We start from the raw sequence: 26,640 nt of genomic DNA, 5'->3' as shown, positions 1-26,640 counted from the left end.
TTAATTTAATGGACCTTCTTCATTTAGTCTGTTTAAATCAACTGATTGCTCGTGTTCCATGTTATCTAGTGGAAAAACAGTTGCTGTTTTTTCATGCGAATTAACATCTTGAAGATAGACAGGGATGCCGTGAAAGTGAATATTAACTAAATAAGGCAAGTCAATGATTTCTTTGGCTCGGTTAACTTCCATCTTCAATCCTCTCCCTTCATACTTTATTTTTTGCCGTATGAGTTTAAATATGTGGGGTATATTTTGCCTAAGAGGTGGAAGTGCTTCAAAAATATTAATTAATTAAAAATTCAGGTGGGAATGTTAAGATGAATTTAATTGATGTACAACCTTATTATAAGGTTCAACGGGAAGTGTCCAGTATTGACCAGAAAGATATTGAGTTAGAGCGCCATATGTATTTATATTCTGATAAAGTTGTGACTGAGCACCGTGAATTTTCGATAACTGAAATTATGGATATGTCTTATCGTCAATTTGGTAAGGCTGGTGGGCTTCTTTATTTGCATACTTTGCGAGGTGTCTTCTCGTATAATGTCAAAGTCTCTCCCCAGACTTTCATCGATTCATATAAAGAATACATTGGAAAATGGTGACTGTATGTTTCCTTATGAATACATTTGGGAATAACTATAAAGTATCATTGTTATCTTTTCTAAGCCGTCAGAGGAGGAACATTCAGTGATTATTGCAATCATCGCTTTATTAATCACATCCTTTTTCTTTTCAGGGAGCGAAACGGCTTTAACAGCTGTTAATAAAATGAGAGTCCAAACAAAAGCGGAGAACGAAGACGATAAAAAGTCCAAACAACTCTTAAATTTATTATCTGATCCAGAAGAGTTCATTACAACAATCTTAATTGGTAATAATATATCGAATATACTACTGCCGACGTTAGTTACGATTGTGGCCATGGACTATAATATTAACGTAGGAATAGCGTCAGCGATATTAACGCTAACTATTATTATCTTTGGAGAAGTTATTCCAAAGTCCATCGCAGCTGCATTTTCTGAGCGTATTGCTTATCTTGTTTCTCCTGTTATACGTTTTATTGTTTTTCTTTTGAAGCCGTTGACAAGTTTGCTCAATTTATTAACAGGCCTGATTATAAAAGTTCTTTCTAAAGGCCAAATGAAAAGCGTTACAGTTTCAAAAGAAGATTTTAAAACGATGGTTGATATAGCCGGTAAAGAAGGGACCTTTAAAAAAGAAGAGTCCCATCGAATTAAAGGGGTACTTGATTTTTACAATCTAAATGTCAATGATGCAATGAAGACACCTCGTGTTGATATTGTGGCATTACCCCGTACAGCTAATTATCAAGAAGTTAGAGAAATCATCACCCATAACCCTTTTACGCGTTACCCAATATATGAAGATGATTTAGATAATATTATCGGAGTGTTTCATTCAAAATTTTTTATTTCGTGGTCAACACAGCCTGAAAAGAAACTTGAAACCTTTAGTGACATGGATCCGTTATTAATATATGAGCTCCAATCCATCGAATCAGTTTTTCGTGAAATGATGTTAGCAAAAAAACATCTCGCCATTGTGTTGGACGAGTATGGTGGAACGGAAGGGATTTTAACTTTGGAAGATATCATTGAAGCGATGATAGGTCTTGAAATTGAAGATGAGAACGACCCGGTTGGGGATGCACTGGTTGAAAAGCTTACTCCAAATGAAATTATTTGTAATGGGAAAATACCTCTCCATCGATTGAACTCTATTTTTCAGACAAATATTTCTGAAGAAGAAGATATTTTGATTGGCTACTTGCTTAAGGAATTTGATTATTTCCCTCATGAAGGAGAAACGATTGAGCGGGGAAAATTACGATTCACGGTATTATCAACAGGAAATCGAACGATTAAGAGGGTTCAAATTCTTAAAGAGGAGCTGGAGGATTGAAATGTCACCAAATCTATTCTCGGTTTCGCAGCTTACATATATTTTTTTCGTTTGAATCCAACAATGGAAACAAAAATCAAGTGTCATGGCTAGCTAACGTTCCCAAATATATTTTTTGCTTTGACAACTTTGTGACAAAGTGAACTTTGAAGTTGACTTGTGACACGCTGTCATTTATTCTATAAATAGATGTTGTGACAAGGTGTCACTTTAGGGGGATAAAGCTATTGCCTAAACAGACATTTTTTAACTTACCCGAAGATAAAAAGGATAATTTGCTTTATGCCGTAGAGAAAGAATTCTCTCGAGTTCCATTTTATGAAGCATCCATTTCAAATATAGTAAAGACAGCTGCAATTCCAAGAGGAAGCTTTTATCAATATTTTGAGGATAAAGAAGATGCCTATTTCTACTTGTTAAATAAACAAGTTGAAATGAAGCAAAACCAGTTTTTAAAGTGTCTGAAGATGCATGATGGGAATTTATTTGAGGCTGTCATCCATATTTTCGAATTATCAATTGAGGGAAACCCTAATGATCAAGGACTTTTGTTTTTGAAGAATGCATTTTTGAATATGACTCATGAAATTGAAGAAAAACTTAATCGGATTTTCAACATTGAAGGAAGCAATGCTAAAATTGAAGAGATTGACACCTTGATTGATAAAGAATATTTAAACATCAGTAATAATGTTGAGTTACATCATTTGATGCAATTAATATCAATGGTCATTTTTCGGAATTTAATTGAAAAATATGCTCAAAACTTAACTTATGAGCAGGCTATTGAAAACTTCAAAATTCAAATTAACTTACTTAAAAATGGATTGGGGAAAGATACAAACGTGAAAGAATAAGTCCCTAACCTTGATATCTCATGAGGCAGTTTTTAACTGTTTATGTACAACAAAGACTTTCTTAAGCATTTTTTAATATGAATTTTACTAAGAAAGGGAGTTTGTTAAATGAACGTAACTATTTATGGTACACCTTGTAAATCGATGCAAAAGGCTAAAAAGTGGTTTGATAAACATGAAATTTCTTATACAGAAAGAAATATAAGAGATATCCCAATGACTGTAGAAGAACTTAGGGGTGTATTACGACTAACCTTAGATGGTACAGATGAGATTATTTCAACCAGATCAAATATATACAAACAACTCAATTTAGATTTTGACACACTACCTCTACAAGAACTTCTTACCTTAATTCAAAAGCACCCAGGGTTATTAAGAAATCCGATCATTATTGACGATCGTCGAATTCAAGTTGGTTATAATGAAGATGATATTCGTCAGTTCTTACCTAGAAAAGCTCGTGAACTCGAATGGTTAAAATTAAGAATGAAACAGCTCTATGTTGCTGAAGATTACCAATAAAAGTGGATGAAACCCATTCAATCTTTGAACTGGTATAAACATTTATTCATCACCAATCTATTTCCTGCATACGTTATATAAACCGCGATATGGATGGAGGGAATAGATTGGATATCATTAGTAAGGTCAAAAAACATCGTGAAGAAGAGGAGCAATTAAGGTGGGAAGGAACCTTCGCGGAATATTTGGAAATAGTCAAAGAAAGACCTGAAGTGGCGCAAACAGCCCACTCACGAATTTATAATATGATAAAAGCCTCTGGTTTCACAGAAAAAGATGGTCAAAAGATGTACCATTTTTTTGGTGAGGAAATCTTTGGTCTTGAGGATGCGATTGAAAAACTCGTTGAGGAATATTTTCACCCTGCAGCGAAGCGACTTGACGTCAGAAAACGCATCCTTTTATTAATGGGACCGGTAAGTGGTGGAAAGTCGACGATTGTTACCATGCTGAAGCGCGGCCTTGAACAATACAGCCGTACTGATGAAGGAGCGGTTTATGCGATTAAAGGATGCCCGATGCATGAGGATCCGCTCCATTTAATCCCACCTCATTTACGAGAAGAGTTTTTTGAAGAATATGGAATTCGAATTGAAGGAAACTTATCCCCTCTAAATGCTATGCGTCTTGAAAAAGAGTACGATGGAAAAATTGAAGACGTCAAAGTAGAACGTATTTTTCTTTCGGAGGATAAGCGAGTCGGTGTCGGTACATTTAGCCCGTCAGATCCTAAATCACAGGATATTGCGGACTTAACGGGCAGTATTGATTTTTCAACGATTGCTGAATACGGGTCAGAGTCTGATCCAAGGGCCTACCGATTTGATGGAGAATTGAATAAAGCTAATCGCGGAATCATGGAATTTCAGGAAATGTTAAAGTGTGATGAGAAGTTCCTCTGGTTACTCCTATCGTTGACGCAAGAAGGGAATTTTAAGGCGGGACGATTTGCCTTGATTTCTGCTGATGAACTCATTATTGCCCATTCCAACGAAGCAGAGTACCGCTCGTTTATTGCAGATCAAAAGAATGAAGCTCTTCACTCTCGAATTATCGTGATGCCTGTACCTTATAATTTAAAGGTGACTCAAGAAGAACGGATTTATGAAAAAATGATTCAAGAAAGTGATATGGCGCATGTTCATATTGCTCCGCATGCTTTAAAAGTAGCTGCCATTTTCACTATTTTGACTCGCCTGAAGGAATCTAAAAAGGTCGACCTTCTGAAAAAAATGCGACTTTATAATGATGAAAGCGTGGAAGGGTTTAGCCAAGTAGATGTCAATTCATTAAGAAATGAGTTCACGGATGAAGGCATGGGAGGAATTGATCCTCGTTATGTTATTAATCGGATTTCATCAGCAATTATTCGAAAAGAAGTTCCTTCGATTAATGCACTCGATGTCCTTCGTTCATTAAAAGATGGGCTTGATCAGCATCCGTCAATTTCAAAAGAAGATAAAGAAAAGTATCTGAATTATATTTCGGTGGCAAGAAAAGAGTACGATGACATTGCCAAAAAAGAAGTGCAGAAGGCTTTTGTTTATTCTTATGAAGAGTCAGCAAGAACTTTAATGGATAATTATTTAGATAATGTTGAAGCGTTTTGTAATAAGACGAAATTAAAAGATCCGCTCACAGACGAAGATGTCAATCCTGATGAACGGTTAATGCGTTCTATTGAAGAACAAATAGGCATTTCTGAAAATGCAAAAAAAGCCTTTCGAGAAGAGATTCTCATCCGTATATCTGCTTATGCCCGTAAAGGGAAACGATTTAATTACGAATCGCATGAACGTCTGCGCGAAGCAATTCAGAAAAAATTATTTGCGGATTTAAAGGATGTTGTCAAAATTACGACCACGTCCCAAACCCCAGATGAATCTCAACTTAAGAAAATAAATGAAGTCATTGCTAGATTAGTTGATGAGTATGGTTATAGTTCAGTATCAGCAAATGAACTTTTGCGTTATGTCGGAAGCCTGCTAAGTCGTTAAATAAAATAATGACAAGATCTTATCTTAATGAGATCTTGTCATTTTTGTAATCTTTTATTTATATACTTTTAGGAAAATACACACAATAAAGAGGTGAGTGTCGCATAGGATAAAGAAAGATTGTTCGAGGTTTTTACGAATTTGACTTGCCTAAATTGTAAAAACATCAGCAACTTTAATTATATTCACTATAATTCAGGAGGGATAGTATGAGTGATGTTGATCGTAACTTTGTTATTTCTCAGGAAAATTGGACCCTCCACCGGAAAGGTTACCAAGACCAACAACGTCATATGGATAAGATAACAGAGTCAATAAAAGATAATTTACCTGACATCATTAGTGAGGAAAATATTATCATGTCAAATGGAGAAGATGTTATTAAAATTCCCATTCGCTCCCTCGATGAATATAAAATTCGTTTTAATCATGAAGATAATCAATACGTTGGAAGCGGTGATGGAGACAGTCAAGTAGGTGATGTTGTCGCCAAAGATGGAAATAAAAAAGGGGAAAAGGGTGCAGGCTCTGGTGAAGGAGCGGGAGATGCCCCTGGAGAAGATTATTATGAAGCCGAGGTGTCTTTAGCGGAGTTAGAAGAAATACTTTTTGAAGAGCTCGAGTTACCAGACCTCACGCATAAGGAAACCCCCGACTTGGTAACGGAAGATATTGAATTTAATGATTTACGTAAAAAGGGATTAATGGGTAACATCGATAAAAAACGGACTATATTAACTGCTCTAAAAAGAAATGCACGCGTTGGAGAACCTAAAATTTCCCCTATTCATAACGATGATTTACGTTTTAAAGTATGGAATGAGGTAGAAAGGCATGAATCAAGTGCTGTTGTTTTAGCCATGATGGATACAAGCGGATCCATGGGCAGGATGCAAAAGTATTTGGCACGAAGTTTCTTTTTCTGGATGACGCGCTTTCTTAGATCAAAATATGAAAGAGTAGAGATTGAATTTATCGCTCATCATACCCAAGCAAAAGTAGTGTCAGAAGAAGATTTTTTTTATAAAGGTGAAAGTGGTGGGACAATTTGTTCTTCAGCCTATTTAAAAGCACTTGAATTAATTGATACAAAATATCCACCATCAAAATACAATATATATCCATTTCATTTATCAGATGGCGATAACTTTTCCACAGATAACGAACGTTCTCTTGAGTTAATTTACGAACTCTTGAAGGTCTCCAATATGTTTGGCTATGGAGAAGTAAATATTTTTAATCGCTTATCAACCCTGATGAGTGCCTTTAAGTCAATCAACCATCCCAGCTTTCATTCCTATATTATACGAGAAAACCGAGATATCTATAGTGCATTAAAAAGCTTTTTCAGTAAAGAAAGAGAAATGGTTTAAATTATATTGTTTGTCACAATCAGAAATAATATGTAATTGTATGAAACAATCGAGACAGCGTTTCTCTCGATTAAAGTTAGTCTAAGTTGACGAAAAATGACCGAGACAACTTTTCAAATCATTTCTGATACAATAAAAAACCATATCCCCATGGGGTATGGTTTTTTATTGTACAATCTCAAGCTTATATATTCCTCGCTTTGTACTAATAATAAATTCAGTGCCATCAAATTCATATAAAGCATCATTTTCTAATGGAATGTCGTATTGATCCTCAGGAAGAGGTCTTGCTTTATTTTGGGCTGTCATCACATGCCCTACTCCGTTTAAATGCATCGTATATTTAGATTGATAATCATCGATGGTGTCATGGTTTTTATTATAAGAAATACTGTCTAAGTCAATTACTGTTTTATCTAAATCATCGATTTCATGTTTTGTAACTTTAACATATTGGCCTGTCCATTGATTTAATAACTCATTCAATTCATCAATTGTTAAAAATAATTTATCCATTGCTCTCTCCTTGATTGCTGTTTTATTATCTGGAAGTAAAAATAAAAGGATAAAATTTCATTTAAAATAGGAAAAACAATGTTCATTTATACTTTTCTGGTCTATGATTGTAGTATGTGTAAATTTGCAGAGATTAAAGTAAAATGAAGCAAGTAAATATTGTTAATAAGGCAGAATAATCTAAAGGATGGTTTAGATGTCAGAGGAAACAATAACAAGACTCGAATTAAATGGTAAAGAAATTATATTAATAGGTACCGCCCATGTGTCAAAACATAGTGCCGAACAAGTGAAAGAAGTCATAGAAGCAGAGCAACCTGACTCAGTATGTATTGAGCTTGATGAACAACGGTTCAAGTCTATTCGTGAAGGCAATAAGTGGAAGGAAATGGATATATTTCAGGTTATTAAAGATAAAAAGGCAACCTTACTTCTTATGAATCTCGCTATTTCGTCATTCCAAAATCGAATGGCTAAGCAATTTGATATTAGTCCTGGTCAAGAGATGATTCAAGGAATTGAATCTGCAGAAGAAACGGGTGCTGAACTTGTACTAGCCGATCGTGATATTCAAATTACTTTTTCAAGGATTTGGGGTGGGATTGGTTTAAAAGGGAAGGCTCTCTTACTTACTCAAGTCATAGCTAGTATTTTTTCAAAGGAAACCATTTCAGAAGAAGACTTGGAAAAAATGAAAACACAAGACACCATCAATGCCATGTTGCATGAATTCACAGAGGAATTTCCACGTTTGAAAAAGCCGTTAATTGATGAGCGCGATCAGTATTTAGCCCAAAAAATAAAAAATGCCCCAGGTGAAAAAATTGTCGCTGTTCTAGGAGCTGCGCATGTCCCGGGAATTACTCAGGAAATTAAAAAAGAACATAATTTGAAAAAATTAGCACAAAGACCACCTAAATCTAAAGCTCCTAAAATTATTGGTTGGTCGATTCCGATTATTATCTTGGGAATTATCGCCTACACATTTTTAGCAAATCCTGCTGCTGGATGGCAACAAACGGTAAGTTGGATTTTATGGAATGGCTCATTTTCGGCCCTAGGCGCATTAGCTGCTTTTGCACATCCATTAGCAATTGTGACAGCTTTTGTTGCAGCGCCAATTACATCGCTTAATCCATTAATTGCTGCTGGTTGGTTTGCAGGTTTCGTTCAAGCTTATATTAAACGACCTCATGTAAGTGACTTTGAAAATTTAACCGAAGATGTATTTCATATAAAAGGATTTTGGAATAATAAAGTGACCCGTGTCCTCCTGGTTATTGTGCTCGCCAATATTGGTAGCTCGATCGGAACATTTGTTGGAGGAGCCGATGTTATTCGAGTATTTTTAGAGAATTTATAACAAGATTGGGATATATAAACCAAAATAAAAGCCGAACAATGGATTTATATCAAATATCCTTGTTCGGTAATTTTATGCTATCTATTAACATAATGAAGGAAAAACATGGAGACTCTTGAAAAAGAAAACCACTTTTTCTGCGTGTGATGTATTGCTGTCGAAGTATTTACCTGTCCAGCAGAAGGATTAGCAGCGCCTGCGGAAAGCGAAATGCTTTTCCAAAGCAACAGCGTAAAGATATTCGTATTTAAAATATACTTCTCATGCCATTTTCTAACCTATAATCCACATAGCAAAGACTAATAGCAGTCCGAAAACCCAATGATGCTTAGCCGCTCTGGCCATTCCTTTAATTTCTTCACTACGTTGCGCATTTTTTCGGTAGGACAAAATCAACCGACCAGCTAGCGGTGTTGCCAAAAATACTATTAATGCAGAATAAGGTAAAATATGATAAATAATTAATAAAAAGACAGTTATATATGCTAATGAAAGTAAGGTTGCTAGTAAATAAACCGCGCGGGTTCGACCTAATAAATTAGCAAGTGTCGTTCTAAAGCCGATATCTTTTTTTAAATCTCTTATATTATTCGTTAAAGTCATAGAAGCAATCAAAAGAGCAAAAGGAAGTGAGAGTATTAATATTTGCCAGTTGATGTTATTTCCTTGAACGATAAAGGCGAGTGTTGTAATGACTGGCCCTAAAAATAAAAATGCTGTCGTTTCACCTAATCCAATCGAAGAAAATGAATGTTCGCCTGCTGAATACTTTATCCCTGCTAATATACCGAGAATTCCTGTAGTGATCACCCATGCAGTACTTCCGCTATTCGCAAAAGCAAGCCAAAGACCAATGATGATTGATAGAGTAATCATCGTTCCGGCTAGTATAGGAAGTGTTTTGTGAGCAGGACCATGACCATTAGGAGCATCATGAGCGAGCACCCATTTATCGTTGTCTTGCCCATATTTAAAATCATAATAATCATTTAGCACGTTAGTTGATGATTGAATGAATAGTGCAGCCATCAATATAGCCAAAAAGATATCAAGTCGTATTGTCCCACTCTTAGCAGCAAATGCGGTACCGACAAGAACAGGGCTAAGTGTTCCCGTCAATGTCAAGGGACGAAACAGCTGAATCCAAGAGCCCTTATAAACATAGTGCTCAGAAACTAGGTCAATCTGTGAGTTGAGAATTTCTTTAGCCATTTAAAAAACCTCCTTTAAAAAGTTAACATTTTTAGCCAAGAAGCCTCCATCTTCAAGTGTGAGAAGGGCAATAGCTTAGGCGGTAAGGTGGAGATGAATTGGCTTTCGGTCAAGTACTTCTTTAGATGCGCTAATTGACTGAACGTATCTTACCATATATAAGCAATGTTCTCGGAAACGAGAAGCTCCTACTTCAAATTTCGTATGAAATTAAGTGGTGAGTGGTTCACAGCATAACCATTAAAGCAATAAGGATTATAAAACCAATTGCTTCAACACCTTCAATAACCACGATTTTTAGCATCGACTGATTTAAAGGATGTTTATCTCCATTTGCGGCCAATTTCCAAATCCAGCGTTCTTCTTCTGAGAAAACTTTCATTGATTGTTTGTAACCGAATGTGATGCCCCAAAGCAAAGTAAATGTTGCTACAATAAAGGCCGTTGCCCAAATATGACCATAAGTTGTCTGCCAAATATCATCCCATGTTTTAATTGGACCACCAACTGTGCCAAGTAGAGTTCCTGTCGCAATGACACCAGTCCCGGCGAGAGTGAAAAGCCAATGCGTCCATTTCATTAGAGCGTGAAAAAATTCCCGTTGAACTTTATACGTCAGTGTTCTAGCTGCAGGAAAGACGCCCCAGCCAACAAATAAAACACCCCCGACCCAGATAATGGCTAATAATATATGCACCATTAACAAAATTTGTCTTACTTCCCAGGGCATGTTTCTCAGTCCTTTCTATAGGTAATTAATTATTGTTTTTCTGATGGGAGTTTGATCAATTCATATCTTTTTTTATCGAATGATTTGTAAATACCGCTTCCACCTAGACCTTCGTTAATCATTCGATCAATCTCTAAGTATTCCTCGCGGGTTTTATCATAAGTCTCGCTCATCTTTACTCCCTCCCTTTAATTCCATTATCCTCTAATTATTATTATGATTCTTTGACGTACATCAAATTTTTTAAAAACAGGATGAGACCTCTGAACGACTTTAGCCAATCAATCATCATTTGGTGTGTCGCTTCATAAACTATATAAATTCAAACTGGAGGGATAGCTGTGTCTGAAATAAAAAAGCTACACCGAGCTATTGATGAAATCACAGAAATAGCGGATGGCTTTGGGCTTGATTATTATCCGATGCGTTATGAAATTTGCCCTGCTGAAATAATATATACTTTTGGAGCATACGGCATGCCGACACGATTTAGTCACTGGAGTTTTGGGAAACAGTTCCATAAGATGAAACTCCATTATGATCTTGGTTTAAGTCAAATTTATGAATTAGTTATTAATTCAAATCCCTGCTATGCCTTCTTACTTGATACAAATAGCTTGATTCAAAATAAACTTATTGTGGCTCATGTTTTGGCTCACTCAGATTTCTTTAAAAACAACGCTCATTTTTCACATACACGGCGTGATATGGTTGAAAGTATGACGGCTACAGCTGAACGGATTAGTAATTATGAAATGATTCATGGCAAAGAAAAGGTAGAAAAGTTTTTGGATGCGATATTGGCCATTCAAGAACATATTGATCCATCTATTATGCGAACAGAATTATCTTTTAATAAGGAAGAAGAGAATGAGGAGACAACTACAAAGCAATTAACAGCGTATGATGACTTATGGGCACTTGATAAAAAAGTAGTAAAGGATGAGGACAGGACAGTCGCTAAAGAAAAGTTTCCGATACATTCAGAAAAAGATCTTTTGCTGTTCATTGAAAACTATAGCCACGAACTTGAGGATTGGCAATGTGATATCTTAACCATGATGCGTGAGGAAATGCTTTATTTTTGGCCACAACTTGAAACGAAAATAATGAATGAAGGCTGGGCAAGTTATTGGCATCAACGCATTATACGGGAGATGAATCTCACCTCGGGGGAAACGATTGAATTTGCTAAATTAAATGCAAATGTGATTCAACCTTCAAAAACTCAAATTAACCCTTATTACTTGGGAGTGAAACTATTTGAATCGATTGAAAGACAGTACGATTATCCGTCAGACGAAATGAAGAAATTTGGTGTCAAGCCGAACTCTGGAAGGAAAAAGATATTTGAAGTTAGGGAAATGGATTCGGATCAATCGTTCATTAGAAATTACTTGACGAAAGACTTGGTTCAAGAGGAAGATTTATATCTATTCCAGAAACAAGGGGATGAGTATAAAATATCTTCTAAGGAGTTTGAGGAAGTAAGGGATCAGCTTATCTCTTCCAGAATTAACGGGGGCTTTCCTTATATTGCTGTAGAAAACGGAGATTACTTAAAAAATGGTGAATTATATTTAAAACATTATTACGAAGAAGTAGAACTAGATATTAAATATTTAGAAAAAGTTCTGCCTTATATTTATCAACTATGGGGTCGAGCAGTTCACATGGAAACTCAGATTGATAATAAACCTGTCTTGTATACATTTGATGGCTCAAAAGTCTATTATCGCATTTTATGATAAAAACTAATATACTATTGAAATTTCAACTTTCACATCAATAGAATAAGTTCAAATAGTGAACGAGACCTGAGCTTATAATTCGTCTAATCATCTTCATGCTAATCAGATGGGGCTTTTTATAAAAAATCGAACTATGGTTCTCCGCTGAACGAACAAGATAGCTGTTTATACACAAAATTCATAAACTGCGATTTAGTGAAGATTGTTTGTGTGGTTATTTTAATTCTAGCAAAATGAGTGCGTCCACCTCGTTCCGGAGCCGCATAGCCCGAGACGGAGCCGCATAGCTCGGGATGAAGCCGCATAGTCCGGGATGAAGACATCTATTCCGCAGTTTATGTCAAATGTGCAGTATTGAGAATTCAGTTTTCTCAAGGGTAGTTTATCAAAAGAACAACAGGTGTTGTGTATTTTTTTCCCTTCTCCATGGTCCCCAGGGTTGTATGTTAAATTAATTATGCAAAATTTATGTTTAAATGTTGAAAATATTATGGACATTATAGGTGTATATTTATAAAAAAAGTGTTAGAATTTAAGTATAGAAGACGAGGTAGGGGTGCTTGATATGAAACTCTGGTTTAGAAAAATAGCTGTTGTAGTAATTACAATTATGACGCTTGGAATTTATGTTCCACCCATTCATTTAAATACAGAACTAGACGAAAACAAAGGTGCTACCGAGTCTAGTTCCAATATTAATGAAGAGGTTCAACCTGTCGTTGATAGAGTTCATAAGACACCGGATACTAGTCTAACAACCACTCTTCCTAGGCTAACAGAACAGGAGGAAATGGTTCATTTACTTACTGAAAAAGCGAGGGAACAAACCATTAGTAAGCTCGGACCAAGAATTATTAAACAAGTGGATCACGAATTTAACGAAACCATCTTACCGAACATTGAGAGAGTCCTGCAGACAGTTTTAACTGAAAATGATCAAGATGAACTACCATATTACGGGATTACTGAACATCCTGCAGGTGGGATGGGCGAGAAAATTTTCCATGTTTATGATATGAGGACACATAAAGACTTAGCCAGATTTCATGTTCGAAGGGATAATCGTCCACAAGAGGGGTATTGGTTTAATTTTCATTATCATTTAAGCAAAGATAACTTTGAAGAACATCATGAGATTGGTGAAATTTATTGGGATAAAAACGTTCCCCCTAAATGGATGGCTTGACTCAGCATATAATCTAGACAGAAAGTGAGCTCGTTTAAGCTAACACTTTCTGTTTTTTTAATCGTTTAGCGTACTATAACATTAAAATTTCTGTGGATAATTTTATACTGAAATTGGCCACGTTCAGCGCAAGCGCCCAGCAACTACCAAGCTTCGAATACCTTCCTACGATAAGTCGAACTCGAATCGCTCCGCTCTTCGGTTCTCCTTTATCTCGTCAGGTCTTCTCCAGCTTGTACGTTCCTAACCGGTCGCTTGAGTTTTTGGATGTGTAACAAGTGGGGGTGCTTCTGAATATTGTAAGGGAGAATTGAATTTTATATTCGGAGGTGAGTCAATGGCGACAATAAAACCCCCAATGTTGCAACTTGGTGATACGATTGGTATCGTGACTCTTGGAAGTCCACTTGAAGCAAGTATTATTAATGAGCGGATTCAAACACTTAGGGATCACTTTGGCTTTCAAGTTGTCCTTGGTGAAAATGTGTATTCTCAAACAGGTTTTCTTGCAGGATCGGATGAGCAGCGTGCTGCTGATTTAATGCAAATGTTTGCAAGTGAAAACGTAAAAATGATTTTGCCAACAAGAGGCGGTGTTGGCGTTTCTGGAATTCTACCTTTTTTAGATTACTCATTTATAGAAGAACACCCTAAAATTATATCTGGATATAGTGATATAACGGTGTTATTGAATACACTTGCTCAGAAGGCTAATTTAATTACATTTCAGAGCTTATTATTGCTTAACTTTAGAAATAATACGCCTTCTTATAATTACAATCAATTTTTTGAGGCCACTTCTACAATTACTTCTCCACGGCAAATTGTTAATCCTTCTGGAATAGAGCAGATAAGTAAAGTGCGAGGTCATGCCGTTGGTCCCATTGTTGGAGGGAATATCACTTCACTCGTTGATACGTTGGGAACTCCTTATGAAATTGATACAACAGATAGAATTTTACTGTTGGAAGACACGAATGAACCCGCAAATACAATTTACAGGTATTTAAGTGCATTAAAACTAGCAGGTAAGTTTGACGATTGTGCAGGTGTCGTCATGGGTCAGTGTACGAACTGTCCAGTCGCATACGGTACATCATATGAAGATGTAATTGATGAATTAATTGTACCTTTAGGTAAGCCGTTGATGACAAATGTTACAACTGCTCATGGAACTTATAAAGCGGCCATACCCATTGGGGCTACCGTGTCTTTAGATACAACGAATGATACGTTAACTGTGCTTGAATCTACCGTTCGTCCCAGTTAATTATTATCACACATCGTTTCATGTTAAAATAGTTTATAGAGGTAGTACTGCACCAATTACTTTTAGGGGTGACTGGTATGAAAGTGAATGTAAATAATAATGACCTTGAGTTAATAACAGGGGATATTACTAAACAAACTACAGAGGCAATCGTTAACGCGGCTAATGGCTCTCTTCTTGGTGGTGGGGGAGTGGATGGAGCGATTCATCAAGCAGCTGGTGAAGAGCTCCTTGAAGAGTGCAAGCAAATTCGTTCAAGTGAACTGAATGATGATTATTTATCGGTAGGCCAAGCTGTTATCACAAAAGGGTATCAGCTACCTGTGAAGTATGTTATCCATACAGTTGGTCCTATATGGGGAAGTCATCATAATAAAGAAGGCCAGCTACTCGCTAATTGCTATAAAAACTCGTTGCAACTTGCACATCAATATGACTTACGAAGCATTTCATTCCCTTCTATTTCAACAGGTGTGTACCATTTTCCAGTTGATCAAGCAGCAAATATTGCTATGGAAACTATTATAAATTTCTTAGAAAACCAATCATTTGGAAAGGTAATTATGACACTCTTTTCCGAAGCAGATTATAACGCTTATAAACATGCATTAAATAATTTAAGAAAGGTTGAATAAAATGAAGTACATAGGCTTTGCAGGAACATATACAAGAGAGACAAGTAAAGGAATTTATCGTTTTACCTTAGATACTGAAAAACAGACTTTAAGTACTGTTGAAGTAGCTTCAAGAATCGGAAGTCCAACGTATTTAGCTTTGAGTGAAGATAAACGTCACTTATATTCTGTTGCACAGGATGGGAATCTAGGTGGGGTTGCTGCTTATGAAATTAACCCTGAAACAGGGGAACTACGCTATCTTAATCGTAAACTAAATGCAGGAGCGCCTCCATGCCATCTACACGCACAAGGGGATTCACTATTAACTGGAAATTATCATAAAGGAACAGTTGAATTGCTTGAGTTTAATGAAAATGGGGGCATTCAACCAGCCACATCAGCAATTGAGCACGAAGGAAGTGGGCCACACGAACGTCAAGAAAAGCCACATGTTCATTATACAGCTCATACACCTGATGGGAAGTATGTGATTGCTGCAGACTTAGGCATGGATGAACTAGTGACTTACCGTATCAAAAAAGGCCAATTAGAAAAAGTGACGACATTGGAAGTTGAGCCAGGAAGCGGTCCAAGACATATTGCCTTCCATCCTGATGGAAAAACTGCCTATCTAATGACGGAGCTTAGTTCTGAAGTGATTGTACTGGATTATCATGCCGATGAGGGCTCTTTTGCAGAGAAGCAAACAATAAAAGCTATTCCAGCAGATTTCACTGAAACAAATGATGCAAGTGCTATATATGTTTCCTCAGATGGTAGATTTCTTTACACAGGTAACCGCGGCCATAATAGTATTACTCTATTTAGTATAGATCAAAAAAGTAAGAAGCTAACACTCGTAGAACATACACCTACAGGTGGTGAGTGGCCACGTGACTTTGCACTTGATCCGAGTGAGAAATTTATTGTAGCATCCAATCAACATTCAGGTAATCTTGTCCTCTTTTCCCGAGACGAGAAAACAGGCAAGCTAACGAAGCTAGAGTCCGAAGTTGATGTACCTGAAGTTGTTTGTGTAACATTTCTACCCGGTAACTAATCGAATCTTCTGCTGAATATTTATAATCAAAGTCCATGATAGTTATTTTAGAAACCGTCATGGACTTTTTATAAATAAGTAAATCCTCCCGCAACTATATTTGACGATGACTCCAATTTTTTATTGTGGATTTTAATTGTTCATAATTCCGTTTAAACTGTTTTATTCGATGTCCATTTGCCCCTGAAGGATGGGGGAACCCTGATAAATGGGTGAAAGAGTACATATTTTCAACTTCTCTTATGACCTGTTCTGCTACTTTTCCTAAAGGTATTATGAGAATAGATTCCTTCATATAGGTTAGTTCTTTTAAAAAAATGTTATCAATATAATACTTTAGCATTTCAGATTGGTGGATAGCTGGTACATGGCCTGTATAGTTTTTACCCTTATAAAAAACAGGATATCTAATAATAGAAGTTGTATGTAATCTGAAACGGTGTGAGGTGAAAAGTCGGCCTGTAGTTGGAATGTCTAAAGCATCAGCAAGTCCACATTGATCTAACATGGATACTAAATTAGTGCGCATTTGTCCGGAAAAACTTGCTGCTAGTTTAGCTTGCTTTAGAATTTGTTCTTCAGTTTCATTTGAATAAAGAGAATCAATCACTTTGGTGTAAGCTGTCTTCATTTGTTTCCAACCCGGTGTAATGCCGACAATTAACACTTGGGCATCTGGATTAATATATTCATTATGAGGTGCATAATACATTGTTAGATTGTTTTCTTTTTCTAACAAAAATGAATGAGTCAAAAGGTCACTTTTTTCTAGTGAATCTTGCCAGGTTAATTGCTTTAAAGCAGGTAAAAACTCTAGAAACTTTGCTTGAAATAACACGTAGGTCTTCCCCCCCCCCAATTTTTTATAATCCAGTGAATACTTCCTACTCTTTTATACCCTCATTTCCTTTTCTGCTATCCAGAATATCTTTAATTATTTCTATGTGAAAAGCTGCCCAAGCTCTTTCTTTAAAATGAAAAACCGTACTGATCGTTAAAGCAATGAGATAAACAAGTATAAATATTGCCCAAATCATTCCGCCATTATCAAATAACACGTGTTGAATTTTCTCTGAAAATAAAAATAAAAGCCATGGAACTGCGGTAACAAAAATAGGTATGATTCCCATTCCGCTTTGTTCTTTAATCATACGATAGTAGACCAGTTGAAGGGTCTCACTAGCGAATGTTTCATAGAAGGCTTTTATTCTTGCAGTTTCTTGGAGATCTTTGTTTTGTTTAACATCAGTTTGATTGCGTAATTTCAGGTAAACTTTATGAGCATCTCCTCGAAAAGAAAACATGGGCATCCCTCGTTAGTAATTTTTATATATAGTATTTACTGTAGCCGCTTCATCTTATTCACAAAACGTCATAGTAGTTATACCAGAAAAGAATATTATTTAACCTTCATATGATTAATTAGTAGCTAACTTGACATTTACAGAATATTTATTATATAGTATATTCAACAATGTTGAATATAAATAAACTTAAGTGAATATGATGTATTAAATCTTTAAGTAATTATTAATAAAACTACCTATTGTTGAAAGCGCATACAATAGGGATAGATAACAATTATCATATCATGAAATTTAAAAATAACGAATGGAGGGTTATGATGAGTCGTTGGCCAGAATACGTTCAAATTAAGGAAGTAGGACCACGAGATGGTTTGCAAAATGAAAAGAAACGTGTCTCAACAGGAGATAAAGTAAATTGGATTAATATGTTATCAGCTTCAGGCGTAAAAGAAATTGAGTATTCATCTTTTGTTCATCCGAAGTGGGTACCGCAACTTTCAGATGCTCACGAGGTCGGACGCAAAATAAAACGAAAGTCTGATGTCACGTACTCTGCTCTTGTTCCGAATATGAAAGGTTTAGAGTTGGCATTTGAGGCAGGCATCGACGGAGCGTCCGTGTTTATGTCAGCGAGTGAAACCCATAATAAAAAGAACATTAATAAAACCATATCAGAGACTTATCCAGTTTTAAGTGAAGTGATTCAAGAAGCTAAGCAGGCTGGAAAGCATGTCACTGGCTATGTTTCAACGGTATTTGATTGTCCTTATGAAGGAATAGTAACACCCGAAGAAGTTTTAAAAGTATGTGATAAACTTCTTGAATATGGTGTTGACGATTTATCCCTTGGAGATACGATTGGAACTGCTGTACCTTCACAAGTTGGAGATTTACTTGAAGTTATTTTGAAACATATTCCACAAAATAAAATAATTATGCATTATCATGATACGAAAGGTATGGCTATTGCTAATATTATGGAATCTATGGAACATGGGATCACTCGATTTGATAGCTCAATTGGCGGGCTCGGTGGGTGTCCATACGCACCAGGTGCAGCAGGAAATGTAGCTACAAACGATGTTCTTTATCTTTTGCATGGCTTAGGAATAAAAACGGGTATTGATGAGAAAAAACTTCAAGAAGCAGCTTTTTACATCCAAAATAAATTGGGAAAGACACTGCCTAGCAAGTCACTTGCCTACGCTGCAGCACAAGACTAGATCGTGCAGTGGGTGAGATTAAAGAAACATGTCTCGGCTAGGAATAAAGATGTAAATAAGGCCACGATTCTTTTTAAAACGCAACCGATGTTGTTAAAAAGGATTGTGGCTTTTTCTCATAGGTAAGGTTACACCTATCAAATCAAGGGAATAGTTGCTATATAGAAGTAAAGGAGGAAGTAAATTGGATTACGTTATTATTGGGGGCGTTGCGGCCGGGATGAGTGCAGCCATGGAAATCGTTCGAACAGATCAACATGCCAATATTACGGTTCTCGAACGAGGGGAGCACTACTCATATGGGCAATGTGGCTTGCCCTATGTTATTAGTGGAACAGTTCCATCTCTCGATGATGTGATTGCCCGTAGCGTAAAAACTTTTCGGGAAAAGTACGGAATTGATGCTCGAATCAATACGAAGGTAACTGATATTAACACAGATGAGCAGTCAGTGAGTGGGATAGACACTGATAATAAACATAAATACCAAATTAATTATGATCGCTTACTGATTGCAAGTGGCTCGAGTCCTATTTTCCCTAATTGGGAAGGGAGTCATTTAAAAGGCATTCACACACTTAAAACATTGACAGATACGAAAGATATTTTAAATGATTTAGATGAAAATGTGCAAAAGGTGACTGTTGTAGGCGGAGGATATATTGGTTTAGAAGCAGCAGAAAATTTTGTTGCACTTGGAAAAGAAGTTACTCTTATCCAAAGAGGATCTCAGCTTGCTAATATATTTGACCGTGATATGGCGGAACTTATTCATGAAGAGGCAAAAAATAAAGGAATACATCTTGTTTTAAATGAAGCAGTCAAAGGATTTGACGGAAAAAATCGGGTTGAGTCTGTTGAGACAGATAATCAATCTTATAACACCGATTTTGTCTTGGTCGGTATAGGAATTCAACCAAATACTGAATTTCTTAATAGTAGCGGTATACATTTAAATGACAGAGGGGCAATCTACGTTAACCCATATCAAGAAACAAATATAAAAAACATTTATGCAGCGGGTGATTGTGCTACGAATTACCATCGTATTAAGCAAATAAATGATTATATACCACTTGGCACAACGGCAAATAAACAAGGGAGAATTGCGGGAGCTAATATGGCTGGACAAGCACTTACATTTAAAGGAATCGTTGGATCATCGATTATTAAGTTCTTCAATTTAACTCTTGGCCGAACAGGGGTGTCCGAATCAGAAGCAAAGTCATTAAATATACCCTATAAAGTTCAGACTTCAACCGCTGGCACAAACGCTAGCTATTATCCTGGTAGTGAAACGATAACCATTAAGTTGTTATATCACGAAAGGACGAGTCAGGTACTTGGTGGTCAAATCATTGGAAAAGCCGGAGTCGATAAACGAATCGATGTATTAGCGACCGCTTTATACAATAAAATGACCATCCATCAACTAGTCGATTTAGACTTAGCTTACTCTCCCCCCTATAATGGCGCCTGGGATCCACTTCAGCAAATGGCTCGAAAATCATATAACTAATAATTAAAAGCTGTCTATGAGTATTTCATAAACAGCTTTTTTCGTAAATGAGTAGCAGGTAAATACGTTTTAATATAGATGATATTAACATATTTCTTCTAAAGAAATCGTATAATTTAAAGGGTTAAAGTATTTTAGGAAGTGGTGATTGTGTGAGTGAATCAAGGGATGAAGAAGAACAGTATGACTCCATTGATTTAAGTCTTCAACTCGCTTTATTATCATCCGTCTTAAATGGTGTTGCAAGTGCTGTTGAAGTAATAGCTAGTCTTGAAGCTATTAATGAAAACCAACGAGCTCAAAATGAGAATGACCAAAATCAAACGGAATTAAATGAACGTTTAAAGGTAATGGAAGAAGCAAAAATAGAAAGTATTAATAAAAGAATAGAAGAGTTTTTGAATTAATCAACAAACACATGGTTTAGGTCTGGAATAAAACGTCTTAGTTAACCTTCAGAAAACAATTAAGGTTTAAAATCCCCTCGTATGTGGAAAGATGATGACCAATTAACATACAAATCTATTACAGCATAATTATAAATGTTGTAATGGTAACTATTGGAGGAAAACTAAATTGAAAAGAATGATGGTGTTTATAAGTACAGCTATTTTAACCCTAACTCTTGTGGCATGCGGAGGAAATGATGGAGGAAATACAACATCAGACGAGCCGAATGATGAAAATATGACAGAGAAGTCTAACCAAGAAAATGATGATACAAATGCAACAGATGATGAGAGTGAAAATAGCGAGACTGATTTAAACGACATGAAAGCAAAGATGGACGAACTCGATTATTCGGACTTTGAACTGGGAGTGGACTATGGCCCAGATCAAGAATACGAAGCAGAAATTGAACAAAAAGAAGGAAATGTCAAAGCTGATTTAGAAGATGAGATTAACGGTGAAGACTTAAATGGCCAAGAAGCCTTCGATAAGATCTATCCCTTAGTTGAGCAACTGACAATTTCTAAAGATACGGAAAAAGAAGACGCGATAGCAGAAGTATTAAAGGTCTTTGACTTGGACGATGATTATAGAAAAATAGAACTGGAAATTACCTTTTCTGATGGTGTGAAAATGGAGTTTGAGGATAGGAAATAATCGCATGTATTAAAGCCAGACTTTCATGGAGAGTTTGGCTTTTTACTGTCGAGCTTGGGGAGGAAGCATTAAATTGGAGAAATGTACTAATACAAGATTACATTGTAATACTACATACATCGTGATACTATGTATGTGAGGTGACAAAAATGGATCGTGAAATTAGAAAAGGTAGCATTGATATTCTATTGCTCAACCTATTAAGCCAACAGGATATGTATGGTTATGAGATGGCTAAGCTATTAAAAGAAAAGAGTAATCAACTCTATAGTATGGGGGAGGGTACACTATACCCTGCATTAAAAAGAATGGAAAAAAAAGGATGGATTTATTCATACTGGCAAGAAACAGATAGTGGAAGGAGGAAATATTATCAACTGCAAGAAGATGGAAAAATGATTCTCGAGAAAAAACTAAAGGAATGGAATCGGGTTAACGATCTTATTATTCAAACGACAGGTGACTTGAAATGAATAAAGTAAATAAATACGTTAACCAAGCCTTGGAACAAATTCAGAGCCCGACTGAGGAGCGAGAAGATATTCGTGAAGAACTTCTTAGCCATATTTACGAAGCCAAAAAACATTTTATGACGGAAGGGTTTTCAGAGAAAAAGGCCGAAGATAAGGCTTTAGAAGACTTTGGGAAAGCAAACAATATCGGAAAAGATCTACAAGAGGCCATGTATCCCTTTCAGCGAAGCTTTCTTTATATCATCGGTATTGCGATGATTGTGTATGGCGTTCTATTTTATCTTAATGCTACATTTAATCTTCAAGAAATTATTCCAAGTTGGCTGGCTATCCAGTTTGCGTTCGGTGGGGCTGTTACGTTATGTGCAATAAACATTTCCTTCGTGGGACGTCACTTTTATGTACTTCACTTGGTTATGTTTCTTACGCTAATGTGGAACGGTTTTAATTTTATGGTGGTTGAACCGTTACCGGCTTATGGGAACAACGTTTTTTTCTGGATTTATTTAGCAATCACCATTTTAATTGGTATCATATTTATATTTACAAACTCCTATTACTCTACGGATATTCCTAAGCATAAAGCAAAGAATGGTAAAACGGCTATTATTATTAGTTATTTTCTCAATTTAATACTTGGTATGATGCTGATTACCTTCAGTCTATTTCTAACCTGGGTCATACTGATATTTGGTGGATTTACTTGGCCACTGGTTATTCCATTAATTCCTGTTGTAGTTTGGTTAATTTTTTATAAATTACAGATGCGGTTAATTGCTAAAAAACCTATCATATCTATTTTCACTGGTTTACTTGTTGCCGTATTGCCACTCGGCGTTATCTACTTACTATTTTCTCTATGAATTGGGGTGATTTTATGACATTAAAATTTAAGAACATCATATTTATCAGTGGACTAACTTTATTATTTTTAATTTTATGGGGGATAAGTTTATTGGCTGATACACCACAGGGATATAGTGGCTTAGGAGCAACTACTGACCTCTCTCCAGATGACCAAGTGATAGCCTTCTCTTATTATCATGATGGAGATGCCTCGTTATACACGGTTCCAGTTACAGGAGGTAGGGCTGAGCTTTTGGCTGAACCTGAGGAGGGGACTTCATATATAAATCCTGTTTTCTCACCAGATGGCAAAAATATAGCGTTTATCAAACAGTGGGATGAGAATGAAGAACCGTTTGGAGAGTTGATGATGATCAATATAGAAAATGAGAGTATTGATGAGCTAACGAGTGAAGGAAATCATGTCACTGATGCAGCTTTCGCACCAAACGGAAAAGAGCTTTACTTGTTGCAATCCTCAGTGTATGAAAATTATTCACCTATTGCGTCAGAGCACCCACATGGGTTTGATATTTTTCACCTTGATTTAAAGACCAACCAAATAGAGCAACTAACAAATGAAGATGCTTATGAAATGTCTGACATTGCTGTTACACCGGACGGGGAGCAGATTATGTATCATAGTTATCGAGATGATGATATATTAGCCTTTTATTCATTAGAGAGTGAGATGGAAAATGCATTTGTACCAAAAGGTGCTGACTTAAAAGAGTCAATTATTTCATCGCCTGCTTTAGCGGATGACGGTGAACGAGTAGTTTTTTCAGGTGTTGCAGGTGAAGATGGCAATTACATTTATGAAGGCTTTATCGTTGATCTTAATACAAAGGAGGCAAAAAAAGTTACTTCTTTTAATGAACATGTGACAAGTCCGGTCTTCTTTAATCATCAAAACAAACTTCTTGTTACGGTTGATGAGAATTTTGCAGGTGCCGAGCCTGCTAATGGTTATTGGATTATTGATTTAGACAAGGAAGATAGCCGTCAGTGGGTAGAAATAAAAATGTCTGAAAAGGAATCGTAGGCAACTAGCTATCATGTCCTCGTTCCTCTTGACTAAAACTCTTGCGTTCCCCTATGATAAAAGCACTTGTGCTATATAGGGAGCGAATTAAATGGATTTACAACATATTGGAAAAAAGATTAAGCAAGTTCGATTAAGACAGCAAAAAACTCAGCAACAAATTGCCGATGAATGCGGCATTTCAAAAAGCTTATTATCAAAGATAGAGAATGGACAGACTTCCTCTGCAGTAGCCACATTATCTAGAATCAGCGATGCGCTCGGGATCCCATTATCATGGGTACTCGATGATCATCCGGAAACCGATATCGTGCTCTTACCTAAAGATAAACGCCAATATAAAATAGGTAATGAACATATGGGATATTCCTATGAGTTGCTTGCGAATCGGTCAAAGTTTTCTCATATTGAACCAACGATTGTGTATGTCACTCCCAAAGACGCCAATCTACGCCATGAGCCTTACACCCATAAACAAGAAGAGTTTATTTACATACTAGAGGGGAAAATTCATTTATTATACGACGGACAAAAAACATACATGGAAAAGGGAGACACAGCCTATTTTAGAGGGACAAAGCCACATTTATTCGTTCCGATAGATAACGAAGGAGCTAAAATTTTAACCGTTTTTATAGATAACGAGGAATAAATTATCTATTACACTAGTGCCAAAGGAGGGTGTTTCTTGATCGCCAAAAGACGTTGGCCATGGGTCGCTCAACAAAGTTGGCAAGATATCTTGTTTATTCATACACCGGTAACATATGAAAAGTTAAGAAAGCTTGTGCCCCGCCCTTTTGAACCAGATACCTATGACGGGAAGGGGTGGATTAGCCTTGTTCTATTTGAAGCAGCCGATAGTCGTCTAAGGTATATGCCTAAGTTTTTGTCGTATCCATCATTTAATCAAATGAACGTCAGATCTTATGTTAAATTTGGAGATGAGCCCGGCGTTTATTTCTTCTCCATTAATACCAATAGATTACTCGTAACCTTAGGTGGAGACTTAGCCTCATTGCCTTTTTCAAAAGCAAATATTGTAAGTTATCAAGAAAAAGATATGATTTACTTTTCAGCTAATCGATTGGCGGGACGTAAAGCAAACTCTTTTAAAGTGGCATATCGCCCGAGGCTACAACAATTCACACCAGAATCAAATTCGTTATCATATTTTTTAACTGAACGTTATTGTATCTGGACGATTAGAGGACAAACGATACTCAAAGCTCCAATTATTCATTCCCATTGGAATTTGCAGAAGGCTGATATTAAGATTATAGAAAATAAGAACACTCCTTTCCATTTTTCCGAAAACCCCCTTGCTCATTATGCTAGATTTAAACATACGCATATCCATCCTTTTGAAACGTTTGGAAAAGTGTCAAAGTAACGATCTCTTTTAATGTTAACTTCCTGTATAATTGAGTTATAGCTTGATTTAAGGAAGTGATTAAAATGAGATTACCTTACAAGATACTTTTTATAGGAATTATTGCGCTTTTGATGACAGCCTGTTCTGCAAATGATGATGAACCTACACAGAAGGGTGAGCCGCTTGAAAAAGGGAGTATCGCTGAAGAAGCCTATCAAGTAGTCGAAGAAAATAATGATGCTGCTAATAATAAAGATATAGATATGTTTGTGAATACATATGTTGAAAAGATGCAGGATACAGCACGCAAGCAAGTTGATAAAGCATTCGAGGAAACTAACTTCCAACATGAACTATCTTCGCCGAAAGTTATTGAAGAGTCAGAGGGTTATGTTGCCTTAAGTGTAATTCAAACCACAATCGATTTAACTGGAGAAAATGAAGAAATTGTCGATGTGGTTGAACATGAACTGATTAAAGAAAATGGCAAGTTTAAAATAGAATTATCCCGACCGGGAGAGTGAAGAAGGAGCAGCTTAGCATACGAGCCGCTCCTTCTTTTTAATAGTAAGGTGAAATCATTAAATAAACAATAACACCTGTTAAACTAACATAAAGCCAGATTGGCATTGTCCAGCGTGCTATTTTCCTGTGCTTATTCACCTGGTTAGTCAGTCCCCATACAAATGAAAACAACGCCAAAGCCACAACGATTGGCGCTAGAGAGATATGGGTGATTAATATAAAATAATAGATTGTCTTTATTATGCCCTCTCCGCCAAATGATGTGCTTGGCGCAAGTGCATGGTAAGTTAAATATGAAACAAGAAATAGGGCAGTCGAGGTAAAAGCTGCAAAGATAAAGTTACGATGCATTTTAATGTTTTTTCGTAATATGAAAAGGAGTACTGCGATTAAAAAGATGAATGTGAATGAATTAAGAATTGCATTTAGTCGTGGCAAGAGTGAAATATCAAATGGAATGTCACGATCTTGTTTAGGTATGAAAAATAATACAGCAATAATAACATTAACGACAACAGTTAACGTAATAATGATTGGGGTGTAATTGCGTTCGTTAGGAATATTTTCTTTTTGCATACTATATGTAACCTCACTTCTCAATTGTTTTATCTTACAATGGTAACATATTTTATTAAAACGACACGTTATGCAGTAGCGCTTTTATCCAACTGAATCAACAGCCTTGTTGAGGTCTATTAGAGCGAAGACAGATGAACGACAACTTTTAAGAAAATCACTGCATTTGTGGTCTTCATCGCCTTGATGAACGACAATTTTTGAGAAAACCACTGCATTTGTGGTCTTCACCGCCTTGATGAACGACAACTTTTA

General features: G+C 36.3%; 30 protein-coding genes. 22 read left to right on the top strand and 8 right to left on the bottom strand.

What is annotated here, in order from left to right:
* Window positions 1-192 (bottom strand): H-type small acid-soluble spore protein, encoded by a 192-nt coding sequence (locus KQI49_RS04670; protein WP_216487196.1) that lies wholly within the window; start codon window positions 190-192, stop codon window positions 1-3.
* 128 nt (window positions 193-320) lie between these two features.
* Here KQI49_RS04670 and KQI49_RS04665 point away from each other — a divergent pair, with 128 nt between their 5' ends.
* The 6 genes from KQI49_RS04665 (at window position 321) to yhbH (ending at window position 6,684) form a co-directional block, all read left to right on the top strand.
* Window positions 321-608 (top strand): hypothetical protein, encoded by a 288-nt coding sequence (locus tag KQI49_RS04665; protein WP_216487195.1) that lies wholly within the window; start codon window positions 321-323, stop codon window positions 606-608.
* Between the two features lie 85 nt (window positions 609-693).
* Window positions 694-1,932, top strand: a complete 1,239-nt coding sequence (locus tag KQI49_RS04660) for a hemolysin family protein (RefSeq protein WP_216487194.1) — start codon at window positions 694-696, stop codon at window positions 1,930-1,932.
* 227 nt (window positions 1,933-2,159) lie between these two features.
* Complete coding sequence (locus KQI49_RS04655) at window positions 2,160-2,789, top strand: TetR/AcrR family transcriptional regulator (RefSeq protein WP_216487193.1); 630 nt, start codon at window positions 2,160-2,162, stop codon at window positions 2,787-2,789.
* Between the two features lie 108 nt (window positions 2,790-2,897).
* A complete protein-coding gene (gene spx, locus KQI49_RS04650; RefSeq protein WP_216487192.1) occupies window positions 2,898-3,314 on the top strand; it encodes a transcriptional regulator Spx in 417 nt (138 codons plus the stop codon).
* A gap of 107 nt (window positions 3,315-3,421) precedes the next feature.
* On the top strand, window positions 3,422-5,311 hold the full coding sequence (locus KQI49_RS04645; RefSeq protein ID WP_216487191.1) for a PrkA family serine protein kinase: 1,890 nt from the start codon (window positions 3,422-3,424) through the stop codon (window positions 5,309-5,311).
* 209 nt (window positions 5,312-5,520) lie between these two features.
* Window positions 5,521-6,684 (top strand): sporulation protein YhbH, encoded by a 1,164-nt coding sequence (yhbH, locus tag KQI49_RS04640; RefSeq protein ID WP_216487190.1) that lies wholly within the window; start codon window positions 5,521-5,523, stop codon window positions 6,682-6,684.
* Window positions 6,685-6,849: 165 nt separating this feature from the next.
* Here yhbH and ymzB read toward each other — a convergent pair whose 3' ends face one another.
* Window positions 6,850-7,200: a protein YmzB gene (gene ymzB / locus KQI49_RS04635; RefSeq protein WP_216487189.1), complete on the bottom strand. Its 351-nt coding sequence runs from the start codon at window positions 7,198-7,200 to the stop codon at window positions 6,850-6,852.
* A 196-nt stretch (window positions 7,201-7,396) separates the two neighbouring features.
* Between ymzB and KQI49_RS04630 the strand changes: the two genes are divergently transcribed.
* Window positions 7,397-8,563 (top strand): TraB/GumN family protein, encoded by a 1,167-nt coding sequence (locus KQI49_RS04630; RefSeq protein ID WP_216487188.1) that lies wholly within the window; start codon window positions 7,397-7,399, stop codon window positions 8,561-8,563.
* A 273-nt stretch (window positions 8,564-8,836) separates the two neighbouring features.
* Here KQI49_RS04630 and KQI49_RS04625 read toward each other — a convergent pair whose 3' ends face one another.
* The 3 genes from KQI49_RS04625 to KQI49_RS04615 form a co-directional block, all read right to left on the bottom strand.
* Complete coding sequence (locus KQI49_RS04625) at window positions 8,837-9,775, bottom strand: prenyltransferase (protein WP_216487187.1); 939 nt, start codon at window positions 9,773-9,775, stop codon at window positions 8,837-8,839.
* Window positions 9,776-10,001: 226 nt separating this feature from the next.
* The gene (locus KQI49_RS04620) at window positions 10,002-10,505 is read right to left on the bottom strand and encodes a hypothetical protein (RefSeq protein ID WP_216487186.1); all 504 of its coding nucleotides are present in this window, start codon (window positions 10,503-10,505) and stop codon (window positions 10,002-10,004) included.
* Window positions 10,506-10,534: 29 nt separating this feature from the next.
* Window positions 10,535-10,678 (bottom strand): hypothetical protein, encoded by a 144-nt coding sequence (locus KQI49_RS04615; RefSeq protein ID WP_216487185.1) that lies wholly within the window; start codon window positions 10,676-10,678, stop codon window positions 10,535-10,537.
* A gap of 162 nt (window positions 10,679-10,840) precedes the next feature.
* Here KQI49_RS04615 and KQI49_RS04610 point away from each other — a divergent pair, with 162 nt between their 5' ends.
* The 5 genes from KQI49_RS04610 (at window position 10,841) to KQI49_RS04590 (ending at window position 16,389) form a co-directional block, all read left to right on the top strand.
* Window positions 10,841-12,253: a SpoVR family protein gene (locus KQI49_RS04610; protein ID WP_216487356.1), complete on the top strand. Its 1,413-nt coding sequence runs from the start codon at window positions 10,841-10,843 to the stop codon at window positions 12,251-12,253.
* 568 nt (window positions 12,254-12,821) lie between these two features.
* On the top strand, window positions 12,822-13,442 hold the full coding sequence (locus KQI49_RS04605) for a YpjP family protein (RefSeq protein WP_216487184.1): 621 nt from the start codon (window positions 12,822-12,824) through the stop codon (window positions 13,440-13,442).
* A 337-nt stretch (window positions 13,443-13,779) separates the two neighbouring features.
* Window positions 13,780-14,712, top strand: a complete 933-nt coding sequence (locus KQI49_RS04600; RefSeq protein ID WP_216487183.1) for a S66 peptidase family protein — start codon at window positions 13,780-13,782, stop codon at window positions 14,710-14,712.
* Window positions 14,713-14,789: 77 nt separating this feature from the next.
* The gene (locus tag KQI49_RS04595; RefSeq protein ID WP_216487182.1) at window positions 14,790-15,347 is read left to right on the top strand and encodes an O-acetyl-ADP-ribose deacetylase; all 558 of its coding nucleotides are present in this window, start codon (window positions 14,790-14,792) and stop codon (window positions 15,345-15,347) included.
* 1 nt (window position 15,348) lies between these two features.
* Window positions 15,349-16,389, top strand: coding sequence for a lactonase family protein (locus KQI49_RS04590; RefSeq protein ID WP_216487181.1), 1,041 nt, complete (start codon window positions 15,349-15,351; stop codon window positions 16,387-16,389).
* A gap of 94 nt (window positions 16,390-16,483) precedes the next feature.
* On the opposite strand, the gene KQI49_RS04585 is transcribed toward KQI49_RS04590, so the two are convergent.
* Window positions 16,484-17,227, bottom strand: coding sequence for a hypothetical protein (locus KQI49_RS04585; protein ID WP_216487180.1), 744 nt, complete (start codon window positions 17,225-17,227; stop codon window positions 16,484-16,486).
* A gap of 46 nt (window positions 17,228-17,273) precedes the next feature.
* Window positions 17,274-17,693 (bottom strand): hypothetical protein, encoded by a 420-nt coding sequence (locus KQI49_RS04580; protein ID WP_216487179.1) that lies wholly within the window; start codon window positions 17,691-17,693, stop codon window positions 17,274-17,276.
* 320 nt (window positions 17,694-18,013) lie between these two features.
* Between KQI49_RS04580 and KQI49_RS04575 the strand changes: the two genes are divergently transcribed.
* The 10 genes from KQI49_RS04575 (at window position 18,014) to KQI49_RS04530 (ending at window position 25,808) form a co-directional block, all read left to right on the top strand.
* Window positions 18,014-18,919, top strand: coding sequence for a hydroxymethylglutaryl-CoA lyase (locus tag KQI49_RS04575; protein WP_216487178.1), 906 nt, complete (start codon window positions 18,014-18,016; stop codon window positions 18,917-18,919).
* A gap of 184 nt (window positions 18,920-19,103) precedes the next feature.
* Window positions 19,104-20,438, top strand: coding sequence for a CoA-disulfide reductase (locus tag KQI49_RS04570; protein ID WP_216487177.1), 1,335 nt, complete (start codon window positions 19,104-19,106; stop codon window positions 20,436-20,438).
* 152 nt (window positions 20,439-20,590) lie between these two features.
* A complete protein-coding gene (locus tag KQI49_RS04565; protein WP_216487176.1) occupies window positions 20,591-20,845 on the top strand; it encodes a hypothetical protein in 255 nt (84 codons plus the stop codon).
* A 178-nt stretch (window positions 20,846-21,023) separates the two neighbouring features.
* On the top strand, window positions 21,024-21,545 hold the full coding sequence (locus tag KQI49_RS04560) for a YusW family protein (RefSeq protein ID WP_253286686.1): 522 nt from the start codon (window positions 21,024-21,026) through the stop codon (window positions 21,543-21,545).
* A gap of 149 nt (window positions 21,546-21,694) precedes the next feature.
* Window positions 21,695-22,018 carry a PadR family transcriptional regulator gene (locus KQI49_RS04555; protein WP_216487174.1) on the top strand — a complete coding sequence of 108 codons (324 nt, stop codon included), beginning with the start codon at window positions 21,695-21,697 and terminating at the stop codon, window positions 22,016-22,018.
* Window positions 22,015-22,881 carry a permease prefix domain 1-containing protein gene (locus KQI49_RS04550; RefSeq protein WP_216487173.1) on the top strand — a complete coding sequence of 289 codons (867 nt, stop codon included), beginning with the start codon at window positions 22,015-22,017 and terminating at the stop codon, window positions 22,879-22,881. Before KQI49_RS04555 ends, KQI49_RS04550 begins: the two co-directional genes overlap by 4 nt.
* A 14-nt stretch (window positions 22,882-22,895) precedes the next feature.
* Window positions 22,896-23,909, top strand: a complete 1,014-nt coding sequence (locus KQI49_RS04545; RefSeq protein ID WP_216487172.1) for a TolB-like translocation protein — start codon at window positions 22,896-22,898, stop codon at window positions 23,907-23,909.
* A gap of 91 nt (window positions 23,910-24,000) precedes the next feature.
* Complete coding sequence (locus tag KQI49_RS04540) at window positions 24,001-24,561, top strand: helix-turn-helix domain-containing protein (RefSeq protein WP_216487171.1); 561 nt, start codon at window positions 24,001-24,003, stop codon at window positions 24,559-24,561.
* Between the two features lie 36 nt (window positions 24,562-24,597).
* On the top strand, window positions 24,598-25,302 hold the full coding sequence (locus KQI49_RS04535; RefSeq protein ID WP_216487170.1) for a YqjF family protein: 705 nt from the start codon (window positions 24,598-24,600) through the stop codon (window positions 25,300-25,302).
* Between the two features lie 65 nt (window positions 25,303-25,367).
* Window positions 25,368-25,808: a hypothetical protein gene (locus tag KQI49_RS04530; RefSeq protein WP_216487169.1), complete on the top strand. Its 441-nt coding sequence runs from the start codon at window positions 25,368-25,370 to the stop codon at window positions 25,806-25,808.
* Between the two features lie 37 nt (window positions 25,809-25,845).
* On the opposite strand, the gene KQI49_RS04525 is transcribed toward KQI49_RS04530, so the two are convergent.
* Window positions 25,846-26,385, bottom strand: coding sequence for a DUF420 domain-containing protein (locus KQI49_RS04525; RefSeq protein ID WP_216487168.1), 540 nt, complete (start codon window positions 26,383-26,385; stop codon window positions 25,846-25,848).
* Between the last annotated feature and the right edge of the window lie 255 nt (window positions 26,386-26,640).

It is taken from the genome of Virgibacillus sp. MSJ-26 (assembly GCF_018918075.1).
Taxonomy (GTDB): Bacteria; Bacillota; Bacilli; order Bacillales; family Amphibacillaceae; genus MSJ-26.
The sequence above is the reverse complement of the archived record's forward strand: the minus strand, read 5'-3'. Positions and strand labels throughout refer to the sequence as shown.

Bases quoted from the DNA above. Each gene is read 5' to 3' on its own strand.
- KQI49_RS04670 (WP_216487196.1), bottom strand. From the start codon at position 192: ATGGAAGTTAACCGAGCCAAAGAAATCATTGACTTGCCTTATTTAGTT.
- KQI49_RS04665 (WP_216487195.1), top strand. From the start codon at position 321: ATGAATTTAATTGATGTACAACCTTATTATAAGGTTCAACGGGAAGTG.
- spx (WP_216487192.1), top strand. From the start codon at position 2,898: ATGAACGTAACTATTTATGGTACACCTTGTAAATCGATGCAAAAGGCT.
- yhbH (WP_216487190.1), top strand. From the start codon at position 5,521: ATGAGTGATGTTGATCGTAACTTTGTTATTTCTCAGGAAAATTGGACC.
- ymzB (WP_216487189.1), bottom strand. From the start codon at position 7,200: ATGGATAAATTATTTTTAACAATTGATGAATTGAATGAGTTATTAAAT.
- KQI49_RS04630 (WP_216487188.1), top strand. From the start codon at position 7,397: ATGTCAGAGGAAACAATAACAAGACTCGAATTAAATGGTAAAGAAATT.
- KQI49_RS04625 (WP_216487187.1), bottom strand. From the start codon at position 9,775: ATGGCTAAAGAAATTCTCAACTCACAGATTGACCTAGTTTCTGAGCAC.
- KQI49_RS04620 (WP_216487186.1), bottom strand. From the start codon at position 10,505: ATGCCCTGGGAAGTAAGACAAATTTTGTTAATGGTGCATATATTATTA.
- KQI49_RS04615 (WP_216487185.1), bottom strand. From the start codon at position 10,678: ATGAGCGAGACTTATGATAAAACCCGCGAGGAATACTTAGAGATTGAT.
- KQI49_RS04605 (WP_216487184.1), top strand. From the start codon at position 12,822: ATGAAACTCTGGTTTAGAAAAATAGCTGTTGTAGTAATTACAATTATG.
- KQI49_RS04600 (WP_216487183.1), top strand. From the start codon at position 13,780: ATGGCGACAATAAAACCCCCAATGTTGCAACTTGGTGATACGATTGGT.
- KQI49_RS04595 (WP_216487182.1), top strand. From the start codon at position 14,790: ATGAAAGTGAATGTAAATAATAATGACCTTGAGTTAATAACAGGGGAT.
- KQI49_RS04590 (WP_216487181.1), top strand. From the start codon at position 15,349: ATGAAGTACATAGGCTTTGCAGGAACATATACAAGAGAGACAAGTAAA.
- KQI49_RS04580 (WP_216487179.1), bottom strand. From the start codon at position 17,693: ATGTTTTCTTTTCGAGGAGATGCTCATAAAGTTTACCTGAAATTACGC.
- KQI49_RS04575 (WP_216487178.1), top strand. From the start codon at position 18,014: ATGAGTCGTTGGCCAGAATACGTTCAAATTAAGGAAGTAGGACCACGA.
- KQI49_RS04560 (WP_253286686.1), top strand. From the start codon at position 21,024: ATGATGGTGTTTATAAGTACAGCTATTTTAACCCTAACTCTTGTGGCA.
- KQI49_RS04555 (WP_216487174.1), top strand. From the start codon at position 21,695: ATGGATCGTGAAATTAGAAAAGGTAGCATTGATATTCTATTGCTCAAC.
- KQI49_RS04550 (WP_216487173.1), top strand. From the start codon at position 22,015: ATGAATAAAGTAAATAAATACGTTAACCAAGCCTTGGAACAAATTCAG.
- KQI49_RS04545 (WP_216487172.1), top strand. From the start codon at position 22,896: ATGACATTAAAATTTAAGAACATCATATTTATCAGTGGACTAACTTTA.
- KQI49_RS04540 (WP_216487171.1), top strand. From the start codon at position 24,001: ATGGATTTACAACATATTGGAAAAAAGATTAAGCAAGTTCGATTAAGA.
- KQI49_RS04530 (WP_216487169.1), top strand. From the start codon at position 25,368: ATGAGATTACCTTACAAGATACTTTTTATAGGAATTATTGCGCTTTTG.
- KQI49_RS04525 (WP_216487168.1), bottom strand. From the start codon at position 26,385: ATGCAAAAAGAAAATATTCCTAACGAACGCAATTACACCCCAATCATT.